The 13,457-nt window shown below is 51.4% G+C and carries 12 protein-coding genes; 8 read left to right on the top strand and 4 right to left on the bottom strand.

The annotated features are described in order from the left end of the window. Positions 1-64 precede the first annotated feature (64 nt). The 6 genes from SE18_RS22025 to SE18_RS22000 all read left to right on the top strand — a co-directional run bounded on the left by SE18_RS22025 (position 65) and on the right by SE18_RS22000 (position 6,266). Positions 65-1,927, top strand: a complete 1,863-nt coding sequence (locus SE18_RS22025; protein ID WP_054536629.1) for a PD40 domain-containing protein — start codon at positions 65-67, stop codon at positions 1,925-1,927. 353 nt (positions 1,928-2,280) lie between these two features. Then, complete coding sequence (locus SE18_RS22020; protein WP_054536628.1) at positions 2,281-2,577, top strand: hypothetical protein; 297 nt, start codon at positions 2,281-2,283, stop codon at positions 2,575-2,577. A gap of 226 nt (positions 2,578-2,803) precedes the next feature. After that, positions 2,804-3,469, top strand: a complete 666-nt coding sequence (locus SE18_RS22015) for a pyrimidine 5'-nucleotidase (RefSeq protein ID WP_054536627.1) — start codon at positions 2,804-2,806, stop codon at positions 3,467-3,469. Between the two features lie 86 nt (positions 3,470-3,555). After that, on the top strand, positions 3,556-4,041 hold the full coding sequence (locus SE18_RS22010) for a PaaI family thioesterase (RefSeq protein ID WP_054536626.1): 486 nt from the start codon (positions 3,556-3,558) through the stop codon (positions 4,039-4,041). Between the two features lie 3 nt (positions 4,042-4,044). After that, a complete protein-coding gene (locus tag SE18_RS22005) occupies positions 4,045-4,671 on the top strand; it encodes a macro domain-containing protein (RefSeq protein ID WP_054536625.1) in 627 nt (208 codons plus the stop codon). Positions 4,672-4,817: 146 nt separating this feature from the next. Continuing rightward, a complete protein-coding gene (locus SE18_RS22000) occupies positions 4,818-6,266 on the top strand; it encodes a hypothetical protein (protein WP_054536624.1) in 1,449 nt (482 codons plus the stop codon). Between the two features lie 50 nt (positions 6,267-6,316). On the opposite strand, the gene SE18_RS21995 is transcribed toward SE18_RS22000, so the two are convergent. Then, entirely contained in the window at positions 6,317-7,006 is a 690-nt protein-coding gene (locus SE18_RS21995; RefSeq protein WP_054536623.1) for a CvpA family protein, read from the bottom strand. Positions 7,007-7,138: 132 nt separating this feature from the next. Beyond that, positions 7,139-8,581, bottom strand: a complete 1,443-nt coding sequence (locus SE18_RS21990) for a tetratricopeptide repeat protein (RefSeq protein ID WP_054536622.1) — start codon at positions 8,579-8,581, stop codon at positions 7,139-7,141. A gap of 233 nt (positions 8,582-8,814) precedes the next feature. Between SE18_RS21990 and SE18_RS21985 the strand changes: the two genes are divergently transcribed. Beyond that, a complete protein-coding gene (locus tag SE18_RS21985; protein ID WP_054536621.1) occupies positions 8,815-10,014 on the top strand; it encodes a M20 metallopeptidase family protein in 1,200 nt (399 codons plus the stop codon). Further along, positions 10,011-10,958 (top strand): M28 family peptidase, encoded by a 948-nt coding sequence (locus SE18_RS21980; protein ID WP_054536620.1) that lies wholly within the window; start codon positions 10,011-10,013, stop codon positions 10,956-10,958. The genes SE18_RS21985 and SE18_RS21980 overlap by 4 nt, the downstream gene beginning before the upstream one ends. A gap of 51 nt (positions 10,959-11,009) precedes the next feature. Here the strand turns inward: SE18_RS21980 and dnaA are convergent, their stop codons facing one another. Together dnaA and SE18_RS21970 are read right to left on the bottom strand one after the other, a co-directional pair. Then, complete coding sequence (dnaA, locus tag SE18_RS21975; RefSeq protein WP_054536619.1) at positions 11,010-12,428, bottom strand: chromosomal replication initiator protein DnaA; 1,419 nt, start codon at positions 12,426-12,428, stop codon at positions 11,010-11,012. A gap of 345 nt (positions 12,429-12,773) precedes the next feature. Continuing rightward, positions 12,774-12,971 carry a zinc ribbon-containing protein gene (locus SE18_RS21970; protein WP_054536618.1) on the bottom strand — a complete coding sequence of 66 codons (198 nt, stop codon included), beginning with the start codon at positions 12,969-12,971 and terminating at the stop codon, positions 12,774-12,776. Positions 12,972-13,457: the final 486 nt, after the last annotated feature.

Here is a 13,457-nt window from a genome sequence, read left to right as displayed (position 1 = left end):
GTAGAGCCAGATACCGCAGATGACGGATCGAGAAACTGGTTCTTTTGCTTAGGAGGAAGTCGCAATGTCTCGATTGAAGGTTCGCCTTACTGGTTTGCTTAGTGCTTTCGTGATGGTCAGCACATTATTCCAAGGAACGGCTAGTGCTGCTCCTTGGGCCAATCGTTCGGCCTTTGTCTCACCCAAATTCGAAGAAGTGTGGCGACGTTCGGATGATCCACGGGTTCGTGATGGACGCTCATTGTATTGGGGTTTCGGGCCATGGTTTGATTATAACGAATATTACCGTGAATCGCCAAATGGCCTGCGCCGCGTGCAATACTTCGATAAAGCCCGCATGGAAATCAACGGCATCAATGGTAACACTGATGTAACCAATGGTTTGTTGGTGGTCGAATTGGTATCAGGCCAATTGAAAACTGGCGATAACGCCTATGATAACGCTTTTCGCAACGCCGCCGACCGCGTGCCAGTTGCTGGCGATGGCTATCAAACCAATAGCAATTCGCCAACCTATGCATCGTTTGCAGCAGTTTCGACGTTCAACAACAATGGCTACCGCGATCCAGACCGCCGCGATCAATCGGTTGCCGATGCAATCGACAAATCGGGCAACAAATCAACTCGCAACGATTTGCGCGATGCCTACAAAGATCAAACCAAACTTGTGGTCTACAACGCCACGACGGGCCATAACATTCCCCAAGTCTTTTGGGATTTCTTGAACCGCACCGGCCCGATTGTGGTCAACGGTCAACGCACAACTGGCTCAATCGTCGATTGGACGAGCGCCATGGGCTTGCCAATCAGCGACCCATACTGGGTCAAAGCAACGGTTGGCGGGGTTCAAAAAGACATCTTGGTGCAATTGTTCGAGCGCCGAATCTTGACCTACACCCCAACCAACGACGCAGCCTATCAAGTTGAAATGGGCAACGTCGGCCAACACTACTTCCAATGGCGCTATACCCACCTTGGCACGCCATGGAATAGCTCAGAACCAAGCTTGCCAATTGCTTTTGGTTCAAAACGTGATGGTGGAGCAGAATGGGATACCTACACAATGAACGGCGATGGCACCAGCCAATTGTTGTATGGCAGCAACGATAGCAAAGAAACCGTGCCATACTCATGGGTGCGCTCGTGGGACCCAAGCAAAGTCAAATTGTTCGTCGATTCACGCCGTGGTAATGGGGCAAATCGCCAAATCTGGACGGTTGGCGCTGATGGCGCAATGACCCGCGTGACCTACACCGACGGTACGCCCACCCCTCCAGGTGTGCCATACCAAGGCTATGTTGGCACTCCATCGAACGACTACAACGCTTCGGTTTCGCCAGATGGCAGCAAATTGGCCTTTGTCTCAGACCGTTCGGGCAAGCCCCAAATTTTTGTGAGCTATACCAACGGAGCCAGCCAAACCCAAGTGACGCTCGATGATTGTGTTCATGAAACACCAAGCTGGAGCGCTGATGGCCGCTATCTCTATTGGTCAGCAAGCTGTGGCACCAACGCCAAGTACAACATCTATCGCGCCGAATTGAACTGGCTAGCCGACCAACCAACCAACGATTATCCATACCTTTCGTTGGAATTGCGCAACACGGTCAATCTGACCAACAGCACCACCAGCGATAACGGTTTCCCACGGGTCTCGCCAGATGGCAGCAAGATTGTCTTCACCTCAAACCGTGATGGCAATAGCGAAGTCTATTTGATGAATGCTGATGGCACGAACCAAACCCGTTTGACCAACAGCAGCGCAGAAGATAGCGCTCCATCGTGGAAGCTCGACGGCACTAAAATCGCCTTCGATAGCAACCGCGATGGCAACTGGAACATCTATGTGATGAACATCGACGGCACTGGCCAATCGCAATTGACCAACAACAGCGCCGACGACCGCTGGAACGTTTGGGGCCAATAAGCCTTAGCTTTGTACTCGGGCGGGATTGAGTTCCGCCACCAAAGCCCTGCTCCCGTGAATAGGAGCAGGGCTTTTTGGTGCGAATTAAGCGCTTGAGTTGCTTAAGCGTAGATAAGTGCATTCAATAATTGCAGCCTAGGCTATCGCCCGCACTGTGGGAGCTGGCTGGCATACAAGGAATGACATTGATCTAGCTTGGCGGAATGGCACTTGCTATAACTTTTGTAGGTTGAATTATTGGGATTGAGGGCTAATTGGGTTGCCATGATCGGCAAAAATAGGCTACTATACCTAATGCAATACCCGTTTGCACCCTCTGGCCAATCCTCAACTCTATGCATAAGGAGCAACCAATGATGCAAGAATACGATTTAAGCTATCAACGCCAGCACGAGCTACTCGATCATTTGGCGGAGCTAGCAACCTGGTGGCGCGCTGCTAATATCGCTCGGCGCCCAATCTTGGTTGAAGCCTACCATGAAACGCTTGATGAACTGTATGGTGCTGGCTGGAACGCCGAATTAGCGCCGCAGCAATTGTTACCACCATGGCTGATGCCCGATTGTTATCTGGCCAAATATCCTCAGCCCTGCGCCACCGATGCCCAATCACTCCACGATTTATTTGGCGAACGCAACTGCGCTGCCTAACACGGCTTTGGTAGGACATTAATCTTCTGCACCGCTGCAACTCCACGCTTCATCAGTCGCAAACATGGCAAGGTTTAGCCAAACCAAGGCCAATTCTTAACATGCCATTTACACAAGCCTCTTGATCTGCGTGATAGACTAATAAAACCCTCTGAGCGAGGGTAGTAGATGATCGCTTATCGTTGAGGTATTAAAACCAGCACTGATGTTGTCGAAGGAGGCTCCAATGACGCTTCGTTTTGCTTTGTACGATTTAGATAACACCCTTTACGCTGACTCATCGGGGCTGATGGAACAGATTAATGATCGAATTGGATTGTTTTTTCAGGAACATTTGCACTTCGATGCCGCCGAAGCTCAGCGTTTGCGCCAAAGCTACTATGAGCAATATGGCACAACCTTGGCGGGCTTGCAAAAACACCATGGCGTGGTCGAAACCGAAGATTATTTGAACTTTATTCATCAATTGACGCTTGATGTGTTGTTGCCTGATGATGGTAGCTTGCACGTCGCGTTGCAAGCTTTGCCCCTGCAAAAAATCATCTTCACCAATTCGCCGCGCGAACATGCCGTGCGCGTGCTCAATCAACTAGGCTTACACGCCCATTTTGAGCAAATTTTTGATATTCGGGCCTTTGAATTTTTAGCCAAGCCCGATCTCAATGCCTATCATACGGTTTTGCGCGCGCTCAACGCCCAAGGCCACGAATGTGTGCTGTTTGAAGATACCATGGCCAACCTTGCTCCGGCCAAAAGTTTGGGTATGACCACGGTGCTAATTGCACCAGAAGGCGCCCAGCATCCATTTGCCGATATTATTGTGCCCAACGTTTTGGCGGGCACTTTAGCCATCCACGAGCGTTGTGGCGTGCCACTCAAAATTGCGGCCTAGCTCACTGATTCTGTGCTACATTAACCAGCGTATCTTGGAATATCTCAAGCCTATGGTCGTGCCATAGGCTTCTTTGGGGTTGTGCAATGACAACATTTTTAGAGCAAGCTCAGCAGCTTTTGGCCCAAATGGACGAACGCGAACAGCAATTGGCCTTGACCATAATTCAGCGCATCGGCAAGCATCAAGGCTATGGCGCGGCTTTTACTTGGAGTTTAGGCGTAGTCTACGAAGATGTACAGCCAGGGCGCTCGCGCTGCTCGATGCAGATCGATCCTGGCCATTACAATCCCGCTGGGATTGCCCACGGCGGCGTTGCCTACAGTTTGCTCGATACCGCCATGGGTAGCGCATTTTGGACGGCGCTGGAACGCCCGCTTGGTTGCGCCACCCTCGAATTGAAAATTAATTACCTGCGGCCCATTGTTGACGGCAATATTATTGCTAGCGCCGAACTGGTCGAACGCACAACCCGCTTTGGCATTTTGACTGGGCGGGTGGTTAACGAAGCTGGTGATTTGCTGGCATTGGGTCAGGGCACATTTGCAATTATTAATTATCCCAAGGAGTAACCGATGCAGATTATCTTGGCCGATGTGCAACCAGCGATGGTCGCCGCATGGCAGCAAATTTGTGGCGATTTGCCGAATGTCAGCATTCAGCATGGCTCAATTCTCGATTGCGCGACTGATGCAGTGGTTAGCCCAGCCAATAGCTTTGGCTTTATGGATGGCGGCATCGATATGTTGTATAGCCGCTTTTTTGGCTGGCATGTCCAAGAACGCTTGCAAACGATCATTCAACAGGAGCATTTTGGCGAGTTGTTGATTGGCAAGGCGGCGCTGGTGCCAACCGACCATGCCAAAATTCCGTTTGTCATTGCCGCGCCAACCATGCGCGTGCCAATGATTTTGCAAGGCACGGTTAACCCATATCTGGCTTGTCGGGCAGTGTTACTGCTGATCAAACATGGCACATTCGCTGGCCAAGCAATTGCTGAGTTGGTCAAAACCGTGGCGATTCCTGGCTTGGGAACGGGAGTTGGGCGAGTTGCGCCAGAAGTTTGCGCGCGCCAAATTCGGTCCGCCATCGAGGAAGTTTATGGCGCAGGGCCGCAGTTTCCTGGCAGTTGGTGGGAGGCGCAAGCCCGCCATCAATGGTTGTATGGGGCTGAGCCGCGCGATTTGCAACGCGAAGGCTAAGCAAGCATCCTCACCAAGGATGAGCGCAAATCACCCGAAAAAACACCCATGCAGGTTCCCCCAAAAGTTTTTCTTTTTAATCTCTTTATGCTAGCATAGGGTCAATCTTTACGACCGCTATTCGTATTCTTGGAAAGGACGTAGCAATGTCGCGAATCCGCGCTTCATTCCGTATCGCCATTGTTCTATTGGCACTGTTGTTCCTAGTTGGGCCGGCTTTGGTTGCTCGTGCCCAAAGTACCCTAGCCCAAGCCCCAGCTCAAAACCCAGCTACTCCCAACGATACCGAGTATCTTTGGATTGCAGGCAGCTCGTTTCAAACCCGCGACTCAACCACGGCCTTTGAAACAACACGCAACACCAATAATAATCAACCAACTGGTTGTATTTATGCCACCAGCAGTGGCGAGTTTACGGCTCCGGTTGCAGTGCCCAATGGTGCAACCATCTTAGGCTTGGATTATTATCTCAACGACACGAGCACCAGCCAAACCAAAGCGAAGTTGACACTCAACGACAGCGACATGATCACGCCACGCGAATTGATCACGGTGGAAATTTCAAGCTCAGTCGGCTTGACCAACACCTATGCACCAATTAGTTCGCAATATGCTCCCTATGTGGTCAATATGCAAAATCGCGGCTTGTTCTTGGAATGGTTTCCCCGTGTGACTAATGCCTCGATGCAATTGTGTGGCGTGCGGATTGCCTACACTGCCCCAGCAGAGCCACGCCCAGCGACCGATTATTTGTTTATTGTTGGCAGCACCTTGGTTAACACCAACTCTAGCACCGAACATGGGTATGCTGGGGCTGGCTGTACCTTTGTTAAAATCAATGGCCGCACCCTGAATGCTGATGTTGATTTGCCCCAAGGCAGCCAACTGACAGCAGTGCGCAGCTACTTCCGCGATGTTAATAGCGCTGATCTGACGGTGAAACTGATCGCCTCAAATGGCCAAGGCCTAACCAACACCCTTGCCACATTAACCAGCCCAGTTTCCGATACGGCAGTGACGAATCTTGATCAAACCTTGAATTACACCGTCAATGAAAGCAACGAATCGTTGAGCGTGGTTGCTGATTTTGCTGGGGTTTTGAGCAATCAACTGCGCTTGTGTGGGGTTCGTTTTCAATATAGCAACCCAACCACCAAGCCAACCCAAGATAGTCGCTTTATCACTGGCAGCACCTTCGTGCCACGGCGCTCGAACGTGAACTACAGCAGCGATGCCAATGGCTGTGTCAACGTTAGCAACGAAATTGAAGATTTGACGACCAACGTCACCGCGCCAGAAGGTGCGAAGGCTGCCCGCGTCACCTTCTACTACAAGAATGCTGCTGCTGGCCCAAGCCTCAACTTGTATAGCTTTGTTGGCAGCGGTGAATTTAGCCAAATCACCAGCGTCCCAGTGATGGGCACCGGCACCCAAAACTCAGTCAGCATCAACTACCCAATTGCCAACGCCGATCAAGGCTTGGCTTTGGTGTGGGATGCATCATCAGCAAGCAGCGAATATGCCTTATGTGGAGCCAAGATTGACTTCCTCTACACCCAACAGGTATTCTTGCCCATTGCCTTGAAGAACAACTAAATCAATGCTTAAACAACAATGGCCGAAGCAATTTCGGCCATTGTTGCGTTTTAGGCAGGTGGTTTATCTTTTTTGATCTCAGCCAAAATCAAATCGCGCAAGATCGGGTTGTTGACCGTATCGGGGGCTGGTGGTTTTGGTTCTGGTGGTTTGGGCGGATCTGCTGGTTTTTCCTCGACCTTCTTCTTTTCTTCTTTTTTAGTTTCCTTGCCATGGAGTTTGAAGATCAAGCGTTGTAAGAGCCGCAAATTGACCAGCACGGCAATTGCCACAACGCCAAATAGCAACATTGTGGGAAAGCGCTCGATAAACACCATTGCTACGCGGCTACTCGCTGCCCATTCGCTGATTAGCAAATCGTTGTTATAGACATTGCCATAGCGCAAAATCAGGCTGAGCAGCAAGATTCCATTGAATAAGCCAGCGCCAGCCCCAAACCAGCGCGAGCGCCCCAAGGCCAACTGCTTGCGCGAAGGCAAGAGCAAAGCCCCGCCATAGCCAATAAAAATCGTGCAGATAAGCAGCAGAATAATCGAGATCCAAGCAGTAGTATTGGCAATATCTTGATTGAAGCGGGTGGCATTATTTGGTCCCCAGATTGGCCCCCAAAGCTCAGCCAACAACGCCCCCAACAAGATGCCAATTAACGTCATGGCCTCGCGCTGAATCCCCCGACTCGCGCCTAAAATGGTCAAACCCAGCGGGACACCCAGCAACAATCCATTGAAGACTAGACCCACAACAACCTTCCTTTTGTGCTGATGGTTTTGCTACGAGCTATGATAGCACAGCCCTTGCCTGCTTCGCACAACCAAAAGCGGCCTTTCGAAACTCGAAAGACCGCTTTTGCATCGCTGCTTGATCAGGCAGGTTTATTGCGAGTTAGCCCGCACATAATAGCCTTGATCGAGGTATTGTGGGCTGAACAACACCAAATCGGTTGCATCAGGAGCCACATCAAAGACCAACGCCGTGGTAAAGTTGCCAGCTGGCGCGGTTTGTTTTTGGTTGATGTATGGGAAGCCACGATTGACAAAATCGGGGTAGACATTGGTTACTGCTTCAGAAGCATCAAGATTGGCACGATACACCCGACCTTGCGCATCTTTCAAGACAACCAAATCGGCAGGAATGTTACGCCCGCCAGCAGTGTCGGCCATCAACAAGCGCACTGCAATCCAACGGCCTTGAGGCTGGAGATTAATCGCATTGCCATCGGCAACCAAATTGCCGCCAGCATAGTTGAAGAACCAACCATCAACATTTAATGGAATTGTGCCATCGGAAGGCAACAAAGCTGGTTGAGCACTACCCAATTGTTGATCGACTGGGAAGGTGTTGGGATCAACGATTGGTGGGACTGGCGTTGGCTGGGGCAGGTTTGGATCAATCGTTGGCTCAACGATTGGGGTTGCCAAGGCCAGATCAACGGTTGGCGAAACTGGCTCGGTTACGCCGCCACCAATTGAGGTTGGTTGTGGCGTGTTCAAATTGGCAACTGGCTCAGGATCGCCTGAGAAAATGAACTTCCAAGCCAAGAAGCCCAATAAGAACAACAGCAAAACCCCAACCACAGCGCGGATTAAGGCGCTATTGCCTTGGTTGGTTTTGCGTTTGCCACCACGGGGGGTAACATTATTGCTTTCTGCGGTTGCAGCCGACAAGGTTGGTGAACGGCGGATTGGCTTTTTGGCTTCTTCTGGCTTGACTTCGATTTGCGAGACATCGACCCGTTCGCGGTTCATGTAGGCATCGAGGTCGAGATCATCGCCAAAATCGGGAATATCGAAATCGACTGATGAATCGTTGCCACTCTTTTGGCGATCGCTCATGGCGTTTGAATAGCTGCCCAGCGAATCCAACGACATGGCAAATTCTTCATCTGGCGTTAGTTCGCGGGTTCGGGCAGGATCTGCTTTGGCAGCAGGTGCAGGAGTTTGCTCAACGGCACGCGGGCTTGGTTGCCCCCAATCGACATCAAAATCATCAAATGCGGTAGTGGTTGCTGGCTCCACAAAAACTGGTGCAGGTTCTGGAGCAGGCGGCGGTGTTTGAACAGCAGGCTTAGCTGTAGGGCCACCAAGTGCCTCTAAACCTTGACGAGCCAATTCATTCGACGGATCGAGTTCGGTGACTTTCTCCAGCGCAGCACGCTTTTCCTCGCGATCCTCGGCAACCCCAGCCAACCACAGCCATGCTTGAGGGTCGGATGGAGTCTCGCGGGTCAGCAAACGGAAAAGTTTCCGCGCCTCTTCTTTGTCACCCGCACGCGCAGCTTCGATACCGAGCTGCAGGATGCTCTCTTTGTCTGCCATGCGGTCTCCTTGCCTGCACGTATTGTTCCAGGCACTAGCGCACAATTTGTGCCATAAGAGAGGGATACAACGGTATTGGGCGTTATTGTATCACACGCCTTAGATGCGGGCAAAGCCTATTATTCAGCGTTATGGGTGATTTTTGGTAAACTAAGGGTTTTGTCAAAGATCAAAATCTGTGTAGCATGACGGTAGTGGTCTTTTCACTCAAGCTCAGCATGAAGGAGTTGTCTATGGCTAGTCGTCCAGATTTTCGCTATGTTGCCCACACGTTGGTGGAGCAATTGATCACTGATCGGCGTGATTTACACCAGCACCCTGAACTTGGCTTCGAGGAATTTCGCACTGCCAAAATTGTGGCCGATCGCTTGCGCGAGTTAGGCTACGAGGTGACCGAAGGGCTGGCCACAACCGGCGTTTTAGGCGTGATTCCAGCCCAACCAGGCGGCAAAGTTGCCATGTTGCGCTTCGATATGGATGCCTTGCCAATTCACGAGCAAAATGATGTTGATTATCGCTCAACGATCGATGGCAAAATGCATGCCTGCGGCCACGATGGCCACGTTGCGATTGGTTTGGGTGTTGCCGCAGCCTTAATGCAAAACCGCGAAGCACTTGGCAATGGGGGCATCAAATTGCTGTTCCAGCCAGCAGAAGAAGGGGGCGGTGGCGCGCAAAAGATGGTCGAGGCTGGCGCGATGGAAAATCCCCGGCCTGATATTTCGCTGGGCTTGCATATTTGGGCACCAATGCCCTTGGGCACGGCTAATGTGCGTTCTGGGCCAATTATGGCTTCTGCAGATACGTTTAATGTGGAAATTACCGGCAAGGGCGGCCACGGCGCACAGCCAGAAACCACCATCGATTCGGTATTAGTTGCGTCGCACATGGTCGTGGCCTTGCACTCAATCGTCAGCCGCAATATTCACCCTGAACAACCAGCAGTGCTGTCGGTTGGCTCGGTTCAAGCAGGCACAGCTCACAATATCATCGCCCACAGCGCCACCCTGACAGGCACGATTCGCAGCTACGACCCAGAAGCTCGCGAGCGTTTGAAGCAACGGGTGCACGAGGTGGTACAAGGCGTAGCCGCAACCTTTGGCGCAAGCGCAGTTCTCAAATATGATGAAATGTGCCCAGCAACCATCTGCGATCCTGCAGCCACCGCCTTGGTACGCGGTGCAGCCGAAGCAATTTTGGGCGCTGAAAATGTTGATGACAGCATCCGTACCATGGGTTCGGAAGATATGTCGGTCTTGTTGAATGAAGTGCCTGGCTGCTATTTCTTCTTGGGTGGCCAAACCTTGGAGCGTGAATTGGGCGCGCATCCACATCATCACCCAGCATTTAGCTTCGATGAAGGAGTTTTGCCCTTGGGTGTGGCGATTTTATGTGAAGCTACAACCCGTTATCTCAATGGGAGCAACGAATGAGACAGCGCGTTTGGCTGCAACGCTTATTCCAAATTGGCCTGATCGTTAGTTTGGCTGGCTGCGGCGCAACTGCCAGCACACCTGTACCCGAGCCAGTTCAAACGGTCGCACCAACAATTGTGCCTTTGCCCAAGCCAAGCCTCACCGATAGCCCACAATTCGACGGAGCCAATGCCATGGAGTTTGCCAAAGCGCAGATGCAATGGATTCCCCGCGACACTGGCACGCCTGGCTGGCAAGCCAACGGCGATTGGATTGTGCAAACCTTGCTTGAATATGGCTGGGACGTTGAAGAGCAATTTTTCAACGTGCCCGAAAATAAGAAAGGCCGCAATATTATTGCCAAACGTGGCACAGGCCCGCTGGTGTTGCTTGGCGCACACTACGATGCTCGACGCTACGCCGATAATGATCCCGACCCCAATAAGCGTATGCAGCCAGTGCCAGCAGCCAATGACGGCGCCAGCGGCGTTGCAGTGCTGCTTGAATTGGCGCGCGTGCTCAAGCCAGAACGCCTGAACGAGGAAGTTTGGCTGGTGTTTTTCGATGCAGAGGATAATGGCACAATTGGCGAGTGGGGCTGGACGCTTGGCTCAATCGACCTTGCGCCCAAGCTCGAAACTGCACCCAAAGCAGTGGTGATTGTCGATATGATCGGCGATGCCGACCAGCAAATTTACCTTGAGCAAAGTTCCACGCCAGCCTTGCGAGCCGAAATTTGGCAACAAGCAGCAGATTTGGGCTATACCACCTTCATCTCAGAAACCAAACACCATGTGCTTGATGATCACACGGCCTTCTTGCAGCAAGGCTTTAGTGCTGCCGACCTGATCGACTTTGATTACCCGTATTGGCATACCACCAATGACACAATCGATAAACTCAGCGCTGCGGCCTTAGAAGCAGTTGGGCGCACGCTTGAAGAGTGGCTGACCAAAAATTAACCACGATTAAACAATGAAGGCCACGGTTGATCGACCGTGGCCTTTGGGCATTTAACGGGCGTTTTCGCCGTAGAGCCGTTGGCGGAGCGAGGTGATATCGTTGCGCAAGCGAGCATCACTCGTCAGTTCGTCGTTAATTTTGTTGTAGCCATGCATCACGGTGGTGTGGTCGCGACCGCCGAGCAATTCGCCAATTTCAACGAGCGAGGCATCGGTTTCTTCGCGCAGCAAATACATCACAACTTGGCGTGGCAATACGACGTTGCGCGAGCGGCCACGGCCACGAATCGCTCGTTGATCGATGCCATAATGCTGTGAAACTTCACGAAAAATATCATCAGATGTGACCCGTTTGCGCCGACTGGTATCCAGCAAATCGGCCAAGGCAGCGGAAGCAACCTCAACCGTCACTGGCGTGCGATTAAGATTGGCATAGGCAATCACCCGATTCAAACAGCCTTCTAGCTCGCGAATATTGCTTTGAATCCGCTGGGCCAAAAAGTCGATCACATCGGAGGAAACTGGCACTTGCAAAGTTTCGCCTTTGGCGCGCAAAATTGCCGTTCGCGTTTCCAGATCTGGGTTTTGCACATCGACAATCAAGCCCCACTCAAAGCGCGAACGTAAACGTTCTTCGAGGGTTAAAATCGCTTTTGGCGGGCGATCGGAGCTGAGCACAATTTGCTTGCCAGCGCCATGCAAGGTGTTGAAGGTATGGAAAAATTCTTCCTGCGTGCCTTCCTTGCCAGCGATAAATTGAATATCGTCGATTAGCAAAATATCGATATTGCGGTAGCGAATGCGAAACTCTTCAGTTTGTTGGCGACGAATAGCGTTGATCAAATCGTTGGTGAATTTCTCCGACGACACATAGAGCACATTCACTTCTGGATTGCGATCCAAAGCATAGTTGCCAATTGCCTGCAACAAGTGGGTTTTGCCCAACCCAACGCCGCCATATAAAAACAGCGGGTTATAGGCTTGGGCAGGGTGTTCGGCCACCGCCATACAAGCTGCATGGGCCAAACGGTTGGAGCTACCAACAATAAACGACGAAAAGGTATAGCGTGGGTTGAGCACCGATGAGCGATTGGGATCGCCCAATGGCAATTGGTTGAGCATTGGCGCAGGTTGGTTAAAACTGGCAAAACTTGGCTCAGCCACCTCTGCTGTTTGGCTGGGTTCTGCTGGCGGAGGTGGGGCAGGCTCGCTTGGCGCAGCAGGCGCACTGCTGATAATCACCCGCACATTGACTTGATAGCCCAAAACCTCGCCCAAAGCGCGGCGCAATACACTCATAAAACGATCTTCGATCACCTGCTTGGTGGTGACATTCGGCGCGCCAATCACGGCTAAATCGTTGGCAACCGAAACCAAGGCCGTAGTTTTCAGCCAGGTATCATAATCATAACGAAGTATTTGGTTTTGCAAAGTCCCGAGGGTTGTCAACCAAATCTGTTTTGTATCCAAAATTAAAAGCTCCTCTGTGCTGGTGGGTCGTCCAACTCGCCGTTGAGTTCATCAGCCCACAGGAGAGTAAATCGTATCGATGCAGGCCTAAATGTAGCTTGCATGATAGCGGATAGTAGCGTTTCTTGGCAAACTCGCATGGCTGTTGCCAACAGGCTGTGGATAAGCTAGATTGTGGATATGTGGAAAACCAGATCTAGCACTAGAATAACAGCTTTATTTTGCTCATTGGAATGGACTATTTGCTAGCTACAAAGCAATTGAATAGCATGTTGATAAGCAGTGGAACACTGTGGAAAACAGCCTAAAAACGGAGACATTACAGTCTCCGTTGATCATGTTCGTTTAGGCAGCGCGTTGATCATTTTTGCTACGATTGGGATTATTGCGGCGCGCAAGGTTGGTTGAACCACAGGCATGGCATTTGGCATTGTGGGGCAACGGCCCTGAGATTTGCATTTCATGATTGCATTTTTTGCAGACCAAGGCCTCGGTTGCAAAATCGCTCACATCTTCGTAGCGGCCTGTTTTGATCATCTTCATTGAATGCCTCCTTCGGCATGGCGATTGCTGCTTCCACTATAGCTAGCCACCAGCCGCAAGGCGACCCTTGAAGATGACAAATCAAGGACATTTATAATTTGGTGCTTTGGATAAATGCTCACCACCCTTCCGTCCCGCCTCAAGGCGGGAGACGCAGGGGTTTTGTACGAGGGGTCAGGGGCTGGTGATCCGTATCGCGTGCTGTGCCAACCATCTGTTGCTAAACCCGATGATTTTCCGATAGCCAAGAGCCTTCTCCCCTTCGTGCTCTTCGCGCTCTTCGCGGTTCCCGTTTATCCGACCCCAACACCCGACCTCCAGCGCCCAATCCCCGATCTCAAACTTCGTGCTCTTCGCGACCGTTGCGGTTCCCGTTTATCCGACCTCAACAACCGAATCCCATCTGTATGTTTTGACATCTAAGGTATTCAAGCATAAAAAAGCCCCTCGCCCACGTTGAGTAGGCGAGGGGCTTGGCGAGAATAC

This window comes from Herpetosiphon geysericola (genome assembly GCF_001306135.1).
Taxonomy (GTDB): domain Bacteria; phylum Chloroflexota; class Chloroflexia; order Chloroflexales; family Herpetosiphonaceae; genus Herpetosiphon; species Herpetosiphon geysericola.
The sequence above is the reverse complement of the archived record's forward strand: the minus strand, read 5'-3'. Positions and strand labels throughout refer to the sequence as shown.

Bases quoted from the DNA above. Each gene is read 5' to 3' on its own strand.
- SE18_RS22010 (WP_054536626.1), top strand. From the start codon at position 3,556: ATGACAACATTTTTAGAGCAAGCTCAGCAGCTTTTGGCCCAAATGGAC.
- SE18_RS21980 (WP_054536620.1), top strand. From the start codon at position 10,011: ATGAGACAGCGCGTTTGGCTGCAACGCTTATTCCAAATTGGCCTGATC.
- SE18_RS22000 (WP_054536624.1), top strand. From the start codon at position 4,818: ATGTCGCGAATCCGCGCTTCATTCCGTATCGCCATTGTTCTATTGGCA.
- SE18_RS21985 (WP_054536621.1), top strand. From the start codon at position 8,815: ATGGCTAGTCGTCCAGATTTTCGCTATGTTGCCCACACGTTGGTGGAG.
- SE18_RS22015 (WP_054536627.1), top strand. From the start codon at position 2,804: ATGACGCTTCGTTTTGCTTTGTACGATTTAGATAACACCCTTTACGCT.
- SE18_RS21970 (WP_054536618.1), bottom strand. From the start codon at position 12,971: ATGAAGATGATCAAAACAGGCCGCTACGAAGATGTGAGCGATTTTGCA.
- SE18_RS22025 (WP_054536629.1), top strand. From the start codon at position 65: ATGTCTCGATTGAAGGTTCGCCTTACTGGTTTGCTTAGTGCTTTCGTG.
- SE18_RS22020 (WP_054536628.1), top strand. From the start codon at position 2,281: ATGATGCAAGAATACGATTTAAGCTATCAACGCCAGCACGAGCTACTC.
- SE18_RS22005 (WP_054536625.1), top strand. From the start codon at position 4,045: ATGCAGATTATCTTGGCCGATGTGCAACCAGCGATGGTCGCCGCATGG.
- SE18_RS21990 (WP_054536622.1), bottom strand. From the start codon at position 8,581: ATGGCAGACAAAGAGAGCATCCTGCAGCTCGGTATCGAAGCTGCGCGT.